The organism is Brucella thiophenivorans (genome assembly GCF_002252445.1).
GTDB lineage: Bacteria > Pseudomonadota > Alphaproteobacteria > Rhizobiales > Rhizobiaceae > Brucella > Brucella thiophenivorans.
Window position 1 is genome coordinate 1 of record NZ_NNRJ01000003.1, and the last position, 17,813, is coordinate 17,813.

Sequence of the window (17,813 nt, forward strand, 5' to 3'; positions counted from 1 at the left end):
CCCTTTTCCCGCCCCCCGGACCCTTTTCCCGCCCGATGACCGACCTATATGAAAATGTGGAAAATAACGGAAGGAGATTTTCATGGCCATAACACGCAAGGAAGAAGCCCGTGCGTTGAACGCAGAAGAACGAGAGCTGGTCGAGAAATCACACCATCCACTTCTTCAGGATGTTTCGGACTCTGAACTGACACAACTGGCCAAGCTGATACGCGACCGTCGCAGCAAGGCGCGCGATCAGGCCCATCAGCGCCGGCGCGAAATGCGCGGAAAGGCAGCGGCACGCGGTTCGTCCGCTTCAAAGGCCGACGAAGGCTCGCATCTGAAGGTTTCGGTTCTGGCTATGGCGATGCGCCGTATCAATGCGGAAGTCGAACGCCGACGTAGCATGTCAGCCAGCAATGATCTGATTGAAAATGCTCAGAAGGCACTTGCCACCAAGAAGGCCAACGAAAAGAATGAGCCGACTTTCAACACACGACATACACGCCACGGCATGCGCAACATTCCGAATGAAAAAGCCGATAGTCTTATCCGGCCTATGGAGCGCGGGCGCCTGAAAAAAGCTGCCAGTGTGGCACAGGCAAAGCGCGATTCCAGACAAAAGGCGGCTGGATAACAAAATTCACTCAATACCCGGAAGCAGATATGTTTCCGGGTATTTCAATTAAAACAATTAGTTAAATTGATTTATTACATTGTTGAATTATAGCGACCTGATACACTCAGGAAAACTGCAATCCAAATCCCTGCATCAGTCGACGTATGGCATAATCAGGCTTTTGCGATGTGAAAACTGCGCGATCATCATGGTGATGATGTAGCTCTTCATCAGTCTCTCGCTTCGGCAATAGCGAAATTGTGCGTCTCGCAATCGCCTCAGCAGGATCAAGCCAGTCGACCGGCCATGGTGCCAGTCGGCGAAACACATTGGCAAGAAACGGATAATGCGTGCAGGCCAGAACGATAATATCCGTGCGTTGCCCGTCTTTTTCGACAAAGCAGGGCGTGATTTGCTCAACCACCAGAGCCTCATCAATTTTCTCACCTCGAATATGCGCCTCGGCGATGCTTGCAAGCCGATCTGCACCAACAAGCCGCACATGACATTGCGTGGCAAAGGACTGAATGAGATCACGTGTATAGGCACGTTTAACCGTGCCGGGTGTCGCAAGCACCGAAACAAGCCCTGACGATGTGCGTTCCGCAGCAGGCTTGATGGCAGGCACGGTTCCAACAAAAGGCACAGAAGGATACGCGCGGCGCAAATCATCAAGCACCAGAGTGGAAGCCGTGTTACAGGCGATTATTGCGATTTCAGGATCGTGCTCCGCGATGAACTTGCCGAACAGCTCGACAATACGCGCGCGCAACGCTTCTTCTTCCCATCCGCCATAGGGGAAACCGGCGTCGTCTGCGATGTAGACAAACCGCCGGTCAGGCATCAACACCCGCGCCTCACGCAAAACCGTCAAACCGCCAATGCCGCTGTCAAAGACCAGAACTGGCCGCTCGATATTGGATGGCGATTTTGCGGAAAGACGTGTTTCGGGCGCGTATTTCATTCAGCCTTATCCTCAGTTGCAGGCTTGCGAGCGCGCCCTTCCGGTGCACCCGAACCTCGCGGCTTTTTTGGCGTGAAAGCATCAAGCGATGTAATCACACCACGCAAAAGCTTAAGTTCTGCCGATGCAAAACCTGCGCGCGTCAATACCGAACGCAGATTATTGACCATGATTTCTTTCTTCGCCTCGGGGCGGAAATAGCCGCGCACATCAAGAGCCTCTTCCAGATGATTGAAAAGACTCTGCAATTCCATCTTCGGCGCGGCTTCCATTTCCGGCCCGCGAAATACGGTGTCTGTCTCGGTTTCTAGTCCCGACTTCATCCACTCATAAGACATCAGCAATACTGCCTGAGCAATATTGAGCGAGGCAAAAGCCGGATTGACCGGAAACGTCACCAACTCATCGGCAAGGCCGACTTCCTCATTGCTGAGGCCGAAACGTTCACGCCCAAAAAGAATGCCGGTCTTCTCACCCGCCGTAAAACGGCGGCGCAATTCGCCATTCGCCTCCACAGGGCTACGCACCTGTTTAAAACCATCGCGTTCGCGTGCAGTGGTGGCATAAACAAAATTCAGATCAGCAATGGCTGACGGCAGGTCGTCATAAACCACCGCGTTATCGATGATATGATCGGCCTTGCTGGCCGCAGCCCGCGCCTTATCGCTTGGAAACTCTTCACGCGGCTCTACAAGCCGTAATTCTGCAAGACCAAAATTCGCCATCGCGCGCGCAACCATGCCGATATTTTCCGGCAGTTGCGGATTAACCAGAATGATTGCTGGTCCTTCCGTGATCATTGTGCGCTGCTTATCTGTTCCTGCCATGATATTTTCCGCTAAAGTATGGTGCAGCTAAAGGTTTCATTTAGCGTCTGCGACCATGCAACAATTATAAGGAATCAGAGCGAGCAAACCCGCCAAATTTAAGTGCGACACGCTCTGATGCTTTAGGAGCTTGGCGCTTCCCTGACATAATTGACAATAAATCGCAAAGATTCCCCTTAAATTCCTGCTCGAAAATCGATTGTAGTAGCCAAATAACACCAGCTTTCCTCCTATTCATGAAAGACTGATCTAATCGACATTACGGATTTCAGGGAGGAAACGATGTCCGGCAAAAAGATTCTCATGATCTGCGGTGACTTCTGCGAAGATTACGAGACCATGGTTCCGTTTCAGACGCTGCTCGCGGTTGGCCACAAAGTGCATGCCGTTTGCCCCGGCAAAAAGGCTGAAGATGCAATTGCCACCGCCATTCATGATTTCGAGGGGCATCAGACTTACACCGAAAAGCCCGGCCACAACTTCACGCTCAATGCGAGTTTTGCCGAAGTGAAGGCTGAAAGCTATGACGCGCTTGTCATTCCCGGCGGTCGCGGGCCGGAATATCTGCGCCTTAATGATCAAGTCATCACAATCGTCAAACATTTCTTTGAAGCAGGAAAACCCGTGGCCGCAGTTTGTCACGGCGCACAATTACTGGCTGCAGCCCGTGTTCTTGATGGTCGCACCTGCTCCGCTTACCCGGCCTGTCGACCGGAGGTTGAACTGGCTGGCGGCACCTATGCCGATATTCCAGTCGATCAAGCGGTGACTGACGGAAACCTCGTGACAGCTCCCGCATGGCCTGCACATCCGGCATGGTTGTCGCAATTCCTCAGCGTTCTTGGTACCAAAATCACGCATAATTAATTCTTGTCTGCCTGCAATCATCATCCGGTTGCAGGCAGACGAAATCTGCGCGACATTATGCGGGGAGAACATTCGGGACGGGAGGAACGCATGTGCAGACTGTTTATCGGGGCTGACCCTGACCTTTGGCAAAGCATTACACGTTCGCTACGCATTGGGGGCGTAGTTACCAGTGTGCGGCTCGAAAACTTTTTCTGGTGGACACTCGAAGATATTGCTGCGCGCGATGACCTGACCGTCAATCGCCTTCTTGGCCGCCTCTATGATGAATCACGCACAGAAGGCCATGACCTCGATAATTTTGCATCGTTTCTGCGGGTCTGCTGCGGTCGCTTTCTCGCCCTTCAGGTCAACGGCTTTGTTCCCACGGAGAACACAAAAACCATGTCGTCGCTCGATGCGGAGTCAATTTTGCTGCGCGAGCAGGAAATCTATCGCGATCAGCGATCACGCTGGGAAAAGGCAGCACATCATGCAGCCTGATCTACCACTTCGCGAAATTTTGACGTGAGAAGTGGACTATAGGCCAAAGAATAAGCCTCTGACACTTTGCCTTCGCGTTTACCGATGCTATACGGGCGCGACGCATTAAATGAGAGGCATTATCAATGGCAAAAATCAAGGTTGCAAACCCGGTCGTTGAACTCGACGGCGATGAGATGACCCGCATCATCTGGCAGTTCATCAAGGACAAGCTGATCCATCCGTATCTCGACATTGATCTGAAATATTATGATCTGTCGGTTGAACACCGCGATGAAACAAATGACCAGGTTACCATTGATGCAGCCAATGCCATCAAGGAACATGGCGTCGGCGTAAAATGCGCGACCATCACGCCGGACGAAGCCCGTGTTGAAGAATTCAAGCTCAAGAAAATGTGGAAGTCGCCTAACGGCACCATCCGTAATATTCTTGGTGGCGTGATTTTCCGCGCGCCAATCATCTGCAAAAACGTCCCTCGCCTGGTTCCAGGCTGGACCCAGCCAATCATCGTTGGCCGTCATGCTTTTGGCGACCAGTACCGCGCGACCGATTTCAAGTTCCCGGGCAAGGGCACGCTTTCGATCAAGTTTGTTGGCGAAGATGGCGAAACCATCGAGCACGAAGTCTATCAGGCTCCGGCTGCTGGCGTGGCAATGGCCATGTACAATCTTGACGAATCGATCCGTGAATTTGCGCGTGCCTCGCTGAACTACGGCTTGCAGCGCAATTACCCGGTCTATCTGTCGACCAAGAACACCATTCTCAAGGCCTATGACGGCCGCTTCAAAGACATCTTCGAAGAAGTCTATCAGGCTGAATTCGCAGACAAGTTCAAGGAAGCCAAGATCTGGTACGAACACCGCCTGATCGACGACATGGTTGCATCTGCCCTTAAGTGGTCCGGTGGTTATGTTTGGGCATGTAAGAACTACGACGGCGACGTGCAGTCAGACATCGTGGCACAGGGCTTTGGCTCGCTCGGCCTGATGACCTCGGTTTTGATGACGCCGGATGGCAAGACAGTTGAAGCTGAAGCTGCACACGGCACCGTGACCCGTCACTATCGCCAGCATCAGAAGGGCGAGGAAACCTCAACCAACTCAATCGCTTCGATCTTCGCATGGACCCGTGGTCTCGCGCATCGCGCAAAGCTCGACGACAATGAAGAGCTCAAGCGCTTCGCCGATACGCTGGAAAAGGTCTGCGTTGACACCGTCGAAAGCGGTTACATGACCAAGGATCTGGCGCTGCTCATCGGACCGGATCAGCCTTGGCTCTCGACCACAGGCTTCCTCGACAAGATCGACGAAAACCTTCAGAAGGCAATGGCTGCTTAAGCCAAACTAATAAAATAAAAAACGGCGGGAGTTTCCCGCCGTTTTTTATTGTGCTTTGCATATAGCGCTCGCATGCAAGCATGCTCCCGGATAGTCTGTGTCTATACAAAGAGGGAGAACGGGTATGTCGACAATTCGGGAATTAACGCCGCAAGACCGTGCCGCATGGGAACCGTTATGGCGTGCCTATCAGGTCTTTTACGAAGTCGACATTCCCACTGAGACAACCGACATAACATGGGGCCGTTTTCACGATACATCGGAACCGATGCAGGCACTTGGCGCTTTCGACGACGAAAATCGCCTTGTCGGTATAGTGCACGTAATCTTCCACCGTTCCTGCTGGTTACCCGGATGGACCTGCTATCTTCAGGACCTTTATGTTGAAGATAGCCAGCGCGGAAAAGGCACGGGGGCTGCTCTGATCGAAGCGGTTGCTGATCTTGCACGTGAACACGATGCCGGACGCCTTTATTGGCTCACCCATGAAAGCAACGCGACGGCACGCCGTCTTTATGACGCAATCGCGCAGGCCTCTGGCTTCATCCAGTATCGAAAAGCCTTATAATCGCCTCTGGTTTTTCGTTTCCTTTTGGGACGAGAAAGAGCATCCTGTTTTGCAGTTTGCAGGGAGGATAAGCGATGAGCGACTTAAAGCTTTACACCAACCCCATGTCACGCGGACGCATTGCGCGCTGGATGCTTGAGGAAATCGGCAAGCCTTATGATGTGGAGATCCTCGATTTCGGCCCGCCCATGAAAGGACAGGATTACTGCTCGATCAACCCTATGGGCAAAGTTCCGGCTCTTCGCCACGGCAAAGATATTGTAACTGAAGTCGCGGCGATCTGCGCTTATCTCGCAACGACTTTTCCCGAAGCAGGCTTAGCACCACACGCCGACGAGCGTGCTGATTTCTATCGCTGGCTCTTCTTCACATCGGGTCCGGTGGAGGCCGCACTCGCCAATCATGCACTTGGTTATGAGATACCTGCCGATAAACAGGTCATGGTCGGCTATGGCAATTATGATGCGGTTGTGAGCACGTTGGAGAACACCGTCTCCCGCCACCCCTATATCACCGGCACGCGCTTCACGGCGGCAGATGTCTATGTCGGATCGCATATCGGCTGGGGCTTGCGTTTTGGCACTTTGCCGCCAAAGCCTGCATTCACCGCCTATTGGGATCGTTTGAAAGACCGCCCGGCCATGAAACGCGCCAACGAGCTGGATGACGCGGCGGTTGCCGCCAAGCAATAATCAGAGTTGGAATGTCTGCGCAAAGGCTTGCATGCCATTGGCGGAGAAGGAAATGACCCGTCCCTCTTCCCGACGCGCCCAGCCTTTCTCTATGAAATTATCCAGAACTGCCGCACCAAGAGCGCCACCCAGATGATTGCGCCTTTCGCTCCAGTCGAGACAGTGTCGGCACAGCGGGCGCTTGCCCTTTTGCAAAGCCTCCACATCGACACCGAGACACGAGAAGAATGACTTTCCAGCATCGGTAAGCACAGGATTGCCGGCATCATCAATCAGACCAAGTCTGTAGGATGCATCGAGCATTTCCACACCGCGTTCGCCAGCCAGATGATCATAACAAATCCGCGCCTTCCGCAGCGCATGGTCTTTGGGGCCAGTACGAACGCGCACGGCACCCGTGCGTTGCGCAAGCCCCATCAGTCCTTCCAGCACGTGAGCAACATCGGCACCAGAAAGCCTAAAGTAACGGTGCCTGCCCTGCTTTTCCGCCACCAGCAGATTGGCAGCATCAAGCTTGGAAAGATGGCCACTTGCGGTTTGAAGCGTAACACCTGCCGCTGCGGCAAGCTCACTCACCGTCAAAGCGCGACCGTCCATCAGCGCCGTCAACATATTTGCGCGCGCCGGATCACCCAGCAGAGCTGCAACAGAAGCTATAATCGGACCATCTTTCATACTTCGATGCTAACCGAAGCATGGACGAATTTCAATACGCTAAAACAGTCTCCGGCAACCACATCAATGTCAGGAGACAAACATGATTACCTGCTTCATCCGCTATCAGATCGACCCTTTCAAAGCCAATGCTTTTGCGGAATATGCACGCAATTGGGGACAGGCAAGTCCGCGTTGTGGCGCCAATCTGATTGGTTATTTCGGCCCACATGAAGGATCCACCACAACGGCTTATGGTGTTTATTCGGTCGAAAACCTGGCAGCTTATGAAGCATTTCGAGCACGTCTGGCCACAGATCCGATCGGGCAAGCCAATTATGAGTTTGCAAAACGCGAGCAGTTTATCCGCTCCGAAGAGCGTATCTTTCTCAAGCTGCAATCAGCACCACATGCGGAGTTTATCAAACCATGATTGCAGTTATTTTTGAAGTTTGGCCTTCTGACGAAGAACGGCGCGAACAATATCTCCATATTGCTGCACATCTGCGCGCAGAGCTTTCACACATCGATGGCTTCCTATCCATTGAGCGCTTTCAAAGCCTGGTCGAGCCACAAAAGCTGCTTTCCTTGTCATTCTGGCGCGATGAGGAAGCGGTGAAGCATTGGCGAAACCTGCCATCACATCGCATCGCGCAGACCGCAGGGCGCGACGGTGTTTTTGAAAATTATCGTCTGCGTGTTTCAACCGTGTTGCGCGACTATGGTTTAGACGATCGTGCACAAGCGCCAAATGATAGCCGCGTTATGCATAATACATAAAGAAAAAGGCCGGGAAAACCCGGCCTTTTCATTCTGATCAGGATTTGATTAGACGATCAGCGCTTTAACAGCCGCAATCGCTTCGTCTGCCTTTGTACCATCCGGCCCACCGGCCTGCGCCATATCCGGGCGACCACCACCACCGGCACCGCCAAGAGCACCTGATGCAGCGCGCACCAGATCAACAGCACTGAAACGGCCAACCAGATCTTCGGTCACAGCAGCAACTGCACTGGCCTTGCCGTCTTCACTGACACCGATGAAGAGCACCACACCCGAGCCAACCTGCTTTTTGCCTTCATCGGCCAATGGCTTGAGATCGCGTGGCGAAACACCCGTGACGACTTTGCCAAGGAAGTTAACACCATTCACGGTTTCCACCGCACTGCCGCCATCCGACGAGCCGCCGCTTAGCGCCAGCTGTCTGCGTGCATCAGCAAGCTCGCGTTCAAGCTTTTTGCGCTCGTCAACTAAGGCATTGACGCGCTCAAGGGCGTCTGCTGGCGTCGTTTTGAGAACACCGGCAATCGCTTTAACGCGTTCATCCTGTTCCTCAAGATAAAGGCGAGCCGTCTCACCCGTCAGCGCTTCCATACGGCGAACACCAGCAGCAACACCACTGTCGGACAGAATACGGACGAGGCCAATGTCACCAGTCTGGCGAACATGTGTTCCGCCGCAAAGTTCAACCGAATATGCCCTGCCAGCCTTATCGCCGTGCTTGGCTGTGCCCATCGAAACAACACGGACTTCGTCGCCATATTTTTCGCCGAAAAGTGCCATCGCGCCTTCCGCAATTGCGTCATCAACGGCCATCAGGCGCGTGGTAACTGGCGCATTTTGCAGAATGATCTCATTGGCGAGATTTTCGACAATTGTCAGTTCCTCAGCAGAAATCGGCTTCGGATGCGAGAAGTCGAACCGCAGCCGATCAGGAGCAACGAGCGAGCCCTTCTGCGCAACATGCGAGCCCAGCGTTTCGCGCAGTGCTTCATGCAGAAGATGCGTTGCCGAGTGGTTGGAGCGAATGCGCGTACGACGACCCGAATCCACCCTCAATTCAACAGCTTCTCCAACCTTGACAGAACCCTTGGTAACTTCGCCGGTATGAACGAAGACGCCCTCACCCTTCTTCTGCGTGTCCGTGATGGAGATGACAAAACCTTCGCCGGAAATCATTCCGGTATCGCCCTGCTGACCACCGGATTCGCCATAAAATGGCGTCTGATTGACAACAACAGAGATGGTTTCACCTTCCGCAGCCGATGAGACTTCTGCCCCATCGCGCACCAGTGCGGTGATCACACCTTCAGCGCTTTCGGTTTCATAGCCCAAAAATTCGGTCGCACCGACCTTGTCTTTGATACCGAACCAGATGGTTTCCGTTACAGCTTCACCTGAACCAGTCCAGTTGGCGCGCGCTTCGGCCTTCTGGCGCTCCATCGCAGCATTAAAACCATCTGTATCAACAGTCACACCACGCGAACGCAAAGCATCCTGCGTCAGATCAAGCGGGAAACCGTAAGTGTCATGGAGTTTAAAAGCTGTTTCCCCATCAAGACGATCACCTTCACCGAGATTCTCCGAAGCATCGGAAAGCAGGCCCAAGCCACGTTCAAGCGTCTTGCGGAAACGGGTTTCTTCCAGCTTCAGGGTTTCGGAAATCAATGCTTCGGCGCGGATGAGTTCAGGATAAGCCTGACCCATTTCGCGGATCAGCGCTGGCAACAGACGCCACATCAACGGATGGCTCGCACCGAGCAACTGTGCGTGACGCATCGCGCGACGCATGATCCGGCGCAGCACATAACCGCGACCTTCATTGGATGGCAGAACACCATCTGCAATCAGGAAGCTTGATGCGCGAAGATGATCGGCAATCACGCGATGGCTGGCGCGGAAATCACCTTCGGCCTTAACGCCCGTTGCTTCTTCCGAAGCACGGATCAGCGCTTTGAAAAGATCAATGTCGTAATTGTCATGCACGCCTTGCAAAACGGCAGCAACGCGCTCCAGACCCATGCCGGTATCAATCGACGGGCGCGGCAGATCGATGCGCTGTTCTGGCGAAAGCTGCTCGAACTGCATGAAAACAAGATTCCAGATCTCGATGAAGCGGTCGCCGTCTTCGTCTGCCGATCCGGGTGGTCCACCCCAGATATGATCACCATGATCATAGAATATTTCCGAGCAAGGGCCGCACGGGCCGGTATCGCCCATCGCCCAGAAATTGTCGCTGGTTGCAATGCGGATAATGCGATCTTCGGAGAGACCTGCGATCTTCTTCCAGAAATTCGCAGCCGCATCATCGGTATGATAAACCGTGACGAGAAGTTTGTTCTTGTTAAGACCGAACTCCTTGGTGATCAGATTCCAGGCGTGCGTGATCGCCTCTTCCTTGAAATAATCGCCAAAAGAGAAATTGCCGAGCATTTCAAAGAAAGTATGGTGACGTGCGGTATAACCGACATTGTCGAGATCGTTATGCTTGCCGCCTGCGCGCACGCATTTCTGCGAGGTCGTTGCGCGTTTGTAAGGGCGCTGTTCAAGACCTGTAAAGACGTTCTTAAACTGCACCATGCCCGCATTGGTAAACATAAGCGTAGGGTCATTGCGCGGCACCAAAGGACTTGATGAAACAACCTCGTGTCCGTTCTTACGAAAGTAATCGAGAAACGTAGATCTTATCTCGTTGACGCCAGCCATAATTCACCTTTGGGCTTCTTCTGCCCTGCACGGATGCGCCCTTCAAAAAAGCACATGATTATCTTCTCTCCACCGACAACGCGGCGACGATATTCGGCACTTAAGCCGCTACGTCTCAAACTGCCCGCCGGGAAAGTGGAGTTTCGGTTGACCGCTTTTAACGGTGCGCCGCTTTTCTGTCCAGATAAGCAGTGTGCGCTATAAAAGCAATTTCGCGTGGAAGTTAAGAAAAAGGCATCTATGCAACAGTGTTAAGGTTGAAAAACAAAAGCCCCGCACTGTCATGCGGGGCTTGTTCTATTTTATAGCACCAAGAAGCTTAAGCTTCGGCTGCATCTGGACCATCATCCGCTTCGGGACCACCGTCTTCAAGGAACTTCTCAGCAATCAGACCAGCACTCTGGCGGAGTGTCGTTTCAATCTCATTCGCCACCTCGGGATTGTCCTTAAGATACTGCTTGGCATTTTCACGCCCCTGCCCCAGACGCTGGGAATTATAGGAGAACCATGCACCAGACTTCTCGACAACACCGGCCTTAACACCCAGATCAACCAGTTCGCCAACCTTGGAAACACCGGCACCGTACATGATGTCGAATTCAACCTGCTTGAATGGAGGGGCAAGCTTGTTCTTGACCACCTTCACACGGGTCTGGTTACCAACAACCTCATCGCGTTCCTTGATCGAGCCAATACGGCGAATATCAAGGCGAACAGAGGCGTAAAACTTGAGCGCATTACCGCCGGTCGTGGTTTCAGGCGAACCGAACATGACGCCGATCTTCATACGAATCTGATTAATGAAGATGACCATACAGTTTGAGCGCGAAATCGAAGCGGTAAGTTTACGCAGCGCCTGGCTCATAAGACGAGCCTGAAGACCCGGCAGAGAATCACCCATTTCACCTTCGATTTCAGCGCGCGGCGTCAGAGCCGCGACCGAGTCGATAACCAGAACATCAATTGCGCCAGAACGCACAAGCGTATCCGTAATTTCAAGAGCCTGTTCGCCCGTATCCGGCTGCGAAATCAGAAGGTTTTCAAGATCAACGCCAAGCTTACGCGCATAGACCGGATCGAGTGCATGTTCCGCATCCACAAATGCACAGATACCGCCTTTTTTCTGGGCTTCTGCAATCGTATGAAGCGCAAGCGTTGTCTTACCGGAACTTTCCGGGCCGTAAATCTCGATGATACGTCCCTTGGGCAGACCGCCGACGCCCAATGCTATATCGAGAGAAAGCGAACCAGTTGGTACAGTCTCAATATCGACGACATCGTTCTGACCGAGCCGCATGATTGAGCCCTTGCCGAACGCACGTTCAATTTGCGACAGCGCCGCATCGAGTGCTTTTGTCTTATCCACCGAATTTTCCTCAACGAGTCGCAATGATTTTTGAGACATCTTACACCATCCTCTTGTCTCGCTAGAAGCCCAACGGGCTCATCGCCAATATCTATTTGTATCTGTTTTGTTCTCGTTTTGCAACATGTTCAAACCATTGATTTTAATTGATTTAAAATTTTTGTTCTATTATTGTTCCTTAATATTAGCCAATCAAAATCTATAAGACTTTCCACGCTTTACTTCATAAAAGCGCGTCGTAACGCATTTCGATTCGCAAACAAGTTATAAAAAACGCAGCTCTCCTCACGGAAAGCTGCGTTGAATCACAGGAATGCAATTCCTGAGTTTACTGGCTCGCACCACGCAACGGTGAAATCTGAATTTCCACACGACGATTTTGTGCGCGTCCTTCCGGAGTTGCATTGGAAGCAACTGGCTGGCTCGCACCATAGCCGATAACGGCAAAGCGACGTGGATCAATGCCCTGGGAACCAAGATAGCTTGCAACAGAAGCAGCGCGACGCTGTGACAGCGCCTGATTATGGCTTGCACTGCCGGTCGAGTCGGTAAAGCCGTAAACATCTACAAGCGTTTGGTTGAACTTGCGCAATACGATGGCTACGGAATTCAACGTTGCGTAGAACTGGCTCTTCACCTGATCCTGATCGGTATCAAAGGTAATTGCTGAAGGCATATTCAGGATAATCTGGTCACCATTACGCGTTACAGAAACACCGGTACCCTGAAGCTGGTTACGAAGTTCCGATTCCTGACGGTCCATGTAATTGCCGATAGCGCCGCCACCGAGCGCGCCGATACCGGCGCCAATCAGAACGGCATTACGTTGCGCACGGCTGGAACCGCCAACCATAAGCCCGCCCAAAGCACCGACTGCCGCACCGATTGCAGCACCGCCAGCCGTGTTCGACATCTTTTCCTGACCCGTATAAGGGTCGGTTGTGCAGCCTGCCAGAAATGTGGCGCAGATTACGGCAATCCCAAGTTTCTTCAGCATGTATTGGTCATCCTCAATTATCGATTCGCCGCGAATGATAACTTCGATTAAGGCTGGATGGAGTCTTAAAATCCCAATCCGCGACTTATAAAATGCCTTTTTCGTTGATCACTCCAAATCATCAACCGCTTATAAAACGGCGAACTTAACCAATCCTCCCGCATGAGCGCAATTGCGTTGCATATCGGTTTGCCATGGTTTGCGCACGTTTGGCACCATTTAAGGCAGTCGAATTATTGCGCCACACCCCGCGGGAATAGCCACCATGGCCAGAATAATAAGCCAGATAAAGATTATAAGCATCGCTGCGTTTAATTCCGTTTCTGCGGCTACTCTCATTATGATACCAGCCGACAAAATGAATAGCATCGCCAAAATTACTGCGTGATGCTGTCCAGCGACCGGTTTCACGCTTATAACGATCCCAGGTCCCATTCAGTGCCTGCGAATATCCGTAGGCACTAGAGGCACGCTTCCATGGAATAAATCCGAGCAATTTGGTGCGGGGTGGTCGCGCATAGGGCCGAAACCCTGATTCAGCGTAGATCGTGGCCATGAGCACATGCACCGGCACGCCATATTCGCGCGAAACACGGCTCGCATCCTTCTGCCAGTTGTTTATCCAGCCATCACGTTGATCGAATACTGCGCATACATTGCTGATCTGCCGTGGGGCGGTCGCGCAGCCACCAAGAACAACGAGCGCGACGAGCAACAAAACGCGCGTCATAGGGAAACCTCTTACGAACTAGACAATTCGATTAAATTTTAAACACTATCGGGCATTATACTAAGCCATTGATTTCATTATAGTTACCATATCGTTTACGCCCACTCCCCAAAGTTGCCCGGCCATTGAAATCATTGATGAATCAAAAATACAGTATACCTGTGAAGTGAAACTCGAGGTTGTATTCAAGCGCACTGCCAAGGTCTCGATGAAGGCCAAATTGTGACCTGTGCAGTCTGGGAAATGACCACCACTCTTGAATAAAGGTCTATGCGCGCAATAGTTCTTTTAAAATGTAGACTCAATCTTACTGGAGAACCCAAATGAACGTTCGAATGCTTCGTGACGTTTACAAAGAATATATTTCCTGCCTCAATTGTCAGGATTGGCAGTCACTACATCATTTTGTTGCTGAAACGGCCCAGCACAACGGTCGACATTTGGGGGTAGCTCTATATCGAGACATGCTTATCCGCGATTATCAGCAGATACCTGATCTCCAATTCAATATCGGATTATTGGTTGTTGAACCGCCGATTATTGCCAGTCGTCTGGATTTTGATTGCACGCCAAAAGAGAGGTTCCTTAACTTGCCCGTGAATGGCAAAAGGGTCCAGTTTTCGGAAAATGTTTTCTACGGATTTGTCGATTATAAAATCGACAAAGTATGGTCCATCATCGACAAATCTGCCATCGAAGCGCAGTTATCGAATTAGCTTCAGTTTCGTCCCCGCCGCTCGGCTCTCAAACGTGACCAATAGTCGAGACGCTTACGAATTTCACGCTCAAAACCACGCTCTGGCGGATCATAGAAAACCTGTCGCCCCATCGCTTCCGGGAAATAGTCCTGTCCAGAGAAAGCGTCTGGCTGATCATGATCATAGGCATAACCATCACCATAGCCCTCATTCTTCATGAGTTTGGTTGGCGCATTGAGGATATGCTTTGGCGGAAGCAGTGAGCCATTTTCCTTGGCTGCACGCATAGAGGCTTTGTAAGCCATATAAACAGCATTGGATTTGGGGGCTGTCGCGAGATAAACGCAGGCTTGCGCCAGTGCCAGCTCGCCTTCCGGAGAGCCAAGATAATCATAGGCATCCTTGGCAGCATTGCAGATGGCCAGCGCTTGCGGATCGGCAAGCCCGATATCTTCTACCGCCATGCGAACGAGCCGTCGTCCCAGATAAAGCGGATCTTCACCCGCATCGAACATTCGACAAAGATAATAAAGCGCTGCATCGGGATCGGACCCGCGCACAGATTTATGCAGCGCTGAAATCAGATTGTAATGCCCGTCCTGCCCCTTGTCATAGACTGGCGCACGCCGCTGAACCACATCCTGCAATTTTTCGGCATCGAATGTTTCGTCGGGTCTCGCTGCACGCCAAACCTCTTCGGCAAGCGTGAGTGCTGCCCGCCCGTCACCATCGGCCATGCGGATCAGGCTCGCACGCGCGTCCTCATCCAGCGGCAACAGGCGACTTTCCTGCTCTTCCGCGCGGGTTAGAAGTGTGGCAATACTTGTCGCATCATGCGGATGAAATGTCAGAACCCTTGCCCGTGACAGCAAAGCGGCATTGAGCTCAAAAGACGGGTTTTCAGTCGTCGCCCCGATCAGAATAACTGTGCCATCTTCCATTACGGGAAGAAAACTATCTTGCTGCGCACGGTTGAAGCGATGTATTTCGTCAACAAACAGCAAAGTCTGACGACCCGACATGCGCCGGGCACGCGCCGATTCAAACACGCGTTTAAGATCGGCAACACCGGAGAAAATTGCCGAAATCTGCTCGAAAGCCAATTCGGTTTCACCGGCCAGCAGTCGGGCAACAGTTGTCTTGCCTGTTCCCGGTGGCCCCCAGAAAATCATTGAACCAAGCGAGCCCGAAGCGATCATGCGTGTCAAAACGCCTTCCGGGCCAGTCAAATGCTCCTGCCCTGTCACTTCTGCAAGATGGCGCGGACGCAACCGATCAGCGAGCGGCCTGTTACGGTCCGCATTCGGATCAGTCGCAGTGGAAAAAAGGTCGCTCATTTTGCTTCGCTCAATGCCGGAAAAACAGATGTCGTTTCAGGCATAGTCCTGCCTGAAACGACATGCAACTGTTTGGAAAGTGGTGCTAGCGCACAAACTGACGAATCAAGGCACCATTTCGCTCGACTTCGAGCCGCCAAGCCAGACCTCGTCCGTTACTTAACGCTGTCGTAAGATCGGTGATCGTGCGGATCGGATTACCATTGATGCCGCGGATAATGTCGCGTTGACGCAGACCAAGGCGTGCTGCCTGCGAATTGACAATTACATCTGTGACCATGACGCCGCGCGATCCCTCACGAAGGCGCATCTTGGAAACAGTAGACGGAGTTAGCTCCTCGACGACAGCGCCCTCGAATGGGTTGTCGCCTTTGATCGTCTGCTTCTGCTGCGACTTGGCCTCAGGTTCTTTGGTCAGCTTCACAGGAAGCTTGCTGGACTTACCGTTCCGCTCAATGTCGAGTGTAACCGTGTTTCCGATGCCAGCCGTCGATAACCGATAACCAAGCACATCAATATTATCGACACGCACATCCTGCACCGTGAGCACAACATCACCGACTTTCAAACCCGCCTGCTCTGCTGGTCCATCTTTCGTGAGTGCTGTCACAATCACACCAAACGACTTGTCCATGCCAAGACCTTCTGCAACTTCTGGCGTGATATTCTGGAAAGTTGCACCAATGAAGGGACGCTCAAAACTGGAACTGCCACTACGCGCCGCATCGACGACCGCACTTACCATATTCGATGGAATAGCAAACCCGATACCAACAGAGCCACCAGAACGCGAATAAATTGCTGTATTGATACCAATCAGGCGTCCGCGCATATCAATCAAACCACCGCCCGAATTACCGGGATTAATCGCAGCATCGGTCTGAATAAAAAAGTCAAAGTCGGAAACGCCAACCTGCGTTCGCGACTGCGCCGACACAATGCCGCTGGTAACGGTCTGTCCAACCGCAAATGGGTTGCCAATTGCAAGAACAAGATCACCGACTTCGACGTCATCAGAGTTGCCCAGCGAAACGACAGGGAATTTTTCGTTCCCTTCAATCTTCAAAACGGCGAGATCAGTGGTCTCATCGCGCAGTAAAACCTTGCTTTCAAACTGTCGTCCATCGGAAAGCGCAACCTTGATTTCATCTGCATCTTTGATGACATGATTATTCGTCACAACAATACCGGACGCATCAACAATCACACCCGAACCCAGCGATTGTTCGGTGCGCGGACGTCCACGATTGACCTGACCGCCGAAAAACTGCTCGAAAAACGGATCACCGGCAAAAGGTGATGCCCGCTGCGGCACCTGGCGCGCCGCATAAACATTAACGACTGCTGGAGCCGTTTCCTTGACAAGTGGCGCAAAGGAAAGCTGCATGTCACCCCGGCTGAGGGGAATTTGCTTGCCCTGAACAGGAACTGCACTTTCCTGAGCCAACACTGGCAATGCCGCCATGCTGATCGAAGCAAGAACAACGCCTGTAATTCCATAACGCCGCAAATTCATTGGCAAACTCCAGTTTTGTTTTCCGACACCCGATTCACGGGTCGTAATCAATATGGAGACAACCAAGCCAAGTATAAAGGGCTGTATTGTGGCGACTGCATTACGGCTTGGTAATGAAGACGAAACAGTCGGTGTTCAAATCAATCTGATAAAAGTCAATAAAAACAAAAAGGGCCGCACAAGGCGGCCCTTTTCAAATGTAAAGTTGCGTTGATTACGCTGCTTCAGCTTCTGCTGCGCGCTCAGTTTCAACACGTGCGTGATCAGCCTTGCCCTTTGCATCAACATCGCGTTCCACGAATTCAACAACTGCCATCGGTGCATTGTCACCGGTGCGGAAGCCTGCCTTCATGATGCGGATGTAGCCGCCGTTACGGGTTGCGTAACGGGTAGCCAGCGTGTCGAACAGCTTTGCAACAAGCTGTACGTCACGAATAGCGGAAATCGCCTGACGACGTGCATGCAGGTCACCACGCTTGCCAAGTGTGACAAGCTTTTCAACGATTGGACGAATTTCTTTTGCTTTTGGAAGCGTCGTCACAATCTGTTCATGCTCGATGAGCGAAGCCGCCATGTTGGCGAACATTGCCTTGCGATGCGAGGCAGTGCGGTTCAGCTTACGCTGTCCATTACCGTGGCGCATGGCCTTCTCCTTTTAATCTTCTCTATAGCCGGAACATTGCCGGT

The 17,813-nt window shown here is 52.2% G+C and carries 19 protein-coding genes; 9 read left to right on the forward strand and 10 right to left on the reverse strand.

The window, feature by feature from the left end:
* Positions 1 to 82: 82 nt before the first annotated feature.
* On the forward strand, positions 83 to 619 hold the full coding sequence (locus tag CEV31_RS00415) for a hypothetical protein (RefSeq protein ID WP_094504950.1): 537 nt from the start codon (positions 83 to 85) through the stop codon (positions 617 to 619).
* Positions 620 to 725: 106 nt separating this feature from the next.
* Here CEV31_RS00415 and murI read toward each other — a convergent pair whose 3' ends face one another.
* Complete coding sequence (murI, locus tag CEV31_RS00420) at positions 726 to 1,565, reverse strand: glutamate racemase (RefSeq protein WP_094504951.1); 840 nt, start codon at positions 1,563 to 1,565, stop codon at positions 726 to 728.
* Positions 1,562 to 2,392, reverse strand: coding sequence for an RNA methyltransferase (locus CEV31_RS00425; protein WP_094504952.1), 831 nt, complete (start codon positions 2,390 to 2,392; stop codon positions 1,562 to 1,564). The genes murI and CEV31_RS00425 overlap by 4 nt, the downstream gene beginning before the upstream one ends.
* Before the next feature lie 282 nt (positions 2,393 to 2,674).
* On the opposite strand from CEV31_RS00425, the gene CEV31_RS00430 reads away from it, so the two are divergent.
* From CEV31_RS00430 to CEV31_RS00450, 5 genes are all read left to right on the forward strand, one after another.
* Positions 2,675 to 3,259, forward strand: coding sequence for a DJ-1/PfpI family protein (locus tag CEV31_RS00430; protein WP_094504953.1), 585 nt, complete (start codon positions 2,675 to 2,677; stop codon positions 3,257 to 3,259).
* Positions 3,260 to 3,349: 90 nt separating this feature from the next.
* The gene (locus tag CEV31_RS00435; RefSeq protein ID WP_094504954.1) at positions 3,350 to 3,742 is read left to right on the forward strand and encodes a ribbon-helix-helix domain-containing protein; all 393 of its coding nucleotides are present in this window, start codon (positions 3,350 to 3,352) and stop codon (positions 3,740 to 3,742) included.
* Between the two features lie 125 nt (positions 3,743 to 3,867).
* On the forward strand, positions 3,868 to 5,082 hold the full coding sequence (locus CEV31_RS00440; protein WP_094504955.1) for an NADP-dependent isocitrate dehydrogenase: 1,215 nt from the start codon (positions 3,868 to 3,870) through the stop codon (positions 5,080 to 5,082).
* A 124-nt stretch (positions 5,083 to 5,206) separates the two neighbouring features.
* Positions 5,207 to 5,650, forward strand: a complete 444-nt coding sequence (locus CEV31_RS00445; RefSeq protein WP_094504956.1) for a GNAT family N-acetyltransferase — start codon at positions 5,207 to 5,209, stop codon at positions 5,648 to 5,650.
* A gap of 74 nt (positions 5,651 to 5,724) precedes the next feature.
* Complete coding sequence (locus tag CEV31_RS00450; protein ID WP_094504957.1) at positions 5,725 to 6,342, forward strand: glutathione S-transferase family protein; 618 nt, start codon at positions 5,725 to 5,727, stop codon at positions 6,340 to 6,342.
* On the opposite strand, the gene CEV31_RS00455 is transcribed toward CEV31_RS00450, so the two are convergent.
* Complete coding sequence (locus tag CEV31_RS00455) at positions 6,343 to 7,017, reverse strand: ArsR/SmtB family transcription factor (protein WP_094504958.1); 675 nt, start codon at positions 7,015 to 7,017, stop codon at positions 6,343 to 6,345.
* Between the two features lie 82 nt (positions 7,018 to 7,099).
* Here CEV31_RS00455 and CEV31_RS00460 point away from each other — a divergent pair, with 82 nt between their 5' ends.
* The gene (locus tag CEV31_RS00460) at positions 7,100 to 7,429 is read left to right on the forward strand and encodes an NIPSNAP family protein (protein WP_094504959.1); all 330 of its coding nucleotides are present in this window, start codon (positions 7,100 to 7,102) and stop codon (positions 7,427 to 7,429) included.
* Entirely contained in the window at positions 7,426 to 7,776 is a 351-nt protein-coding gene (locus CEV31_RS00465; protein ID WP_094504960.1) for an antibiotic biosynthesis monooxygenase family protein, read from the forward strand. Before CEV31_RS00460 ends, CEV31_RS00465 begins: the two co-directional genes overlap by 4 nt.
* 48 nt (positions 7,777 to 7,824) lie before the next feature.
* Here CEV31_RS00465 and alaS read toward each other — a convergent pair whose 3' ends face one another.
* The 4 genes from alaS to CEV31_RS00485 form a co-directional block, all read right to left on the reverse strand.
* A complete protein-coding gene (gene alaS / locus CEV31_RS00470) occupies positions 7,825 to 10,482 on the reverse strand; it encodes an alanine--tRNA ligase (RefSeq protein ID WP_094504961.1) in 2,658 nt (885 codons plus the stop codon).
* Between the two features lie 319 nt (positions 10,483 to 10,801).
* Positions 10,802 to 11,887 carry a recombinase RecA gene (gene recA / locus CEV31_RS00475; protein ID WP_094504962.1) on the reverse strand — a complete coding sequence of 362 codons (1,086 nt, stop codon included), beginning with the start codon at positions 11,885 to 11,887 and terminating at the stop codon, positions 10,802 to 10,804.
* A 289-nt stretch (positions 11,888 to 12,176) separates the two neighbouring features.
* The gene (locus CEV31_RS00480) at positions 12,177 to 12,845 is read right to left on the reverse strand and encodes an OmpA family protein (protein WP_094504963.1); all 669 of its coding nucleotides are present in this window, start codon (positions 12,843 to 12,845) and stop codon (positions 12,177 to 12,179) included.
* 145 nt (positions 12,846 to 12,990) lie between these two features.
* Entirely contained in the window at positions 12,991 to 13,575 is a 585-nt protein-coding gene (locus tag CEV31_RS00485; RefSeq protein ID WP_094504964.1) for a transglycosylase SLT domain-containing protein, read from the reverse strand.
* Positions 13,576 to 13,898: 323 nt separating this feature from the next.
* Here CEV31_RS00485 and CEV31_RS00490 point away from each other — a divergent pair, with 323 nt between their 5' ends.
* Positions 13,899 to 14,291 (forward strand): ester cyclase, encoded by a 393-nt coding sequence (locus CEV31_RS00490; RefSeq protein ID WP_094504965.1) that lies wholly within the window; start codon positions 13,899 to 13,901, stop codon positions 14,289 to 14,291.
* A gap of 2 nt (positions 14,292 to 14,293) precedes the next feature.
* Here the strand turns inward: CEV31_RS00490 and CEV31_RS00495 are convergent, their stop codons facing one another.
* From CEV31_RS00495 to rplQ, 3 genes are all read right to left on the reverse strand, one after another.
* Positions 14,294 to 15,610 (reverse strand): replication-associated recombination protein A, encoded by a 1,317-nt coding sequence (locus CEV31_RS00495; protein WP_094504966.1) that lies wholly within the window; start codon positions 15,608 to 15,610, stop codon positions 14,294 to 14,296.
* An 85-nt stretch (positions 15,611 to 15,695) separates the two neighbouring features.
* Positions 15,696 to 17,126 carry a DegQ family serine endoprotease gene (locus tag CEV31_RS00500; RefSeq protein ID WP_094504967.1) on the reverse strand — a complete coding sequence of 477 codons (1,431 nt, stop codon included), beginning with the start codon at positions 17,124 to 17,126 and terminating at the stop codon, positions 15,696 to 15,698.
* A 214-nt stretch (positions 17,127 to 17,340) separates the two neighbouring features.
* Positions 17,341 to 17,769 carry a 50S ribosomal protein L17 gene (rplQ, locus tag CEV31_RS00505; protein ID WP_094504968.1) on the reverse strand — a complete coding sequence of 143 codons (429 nt, stop codon included), beginning with the start codon at positions 17,767 to 17,769 and terminating at the stop codon, positions 17,341 to 17,343.
* Between the last annotated feature and the right edge of the window lie 44 nt (positions 17,770 to 17,813).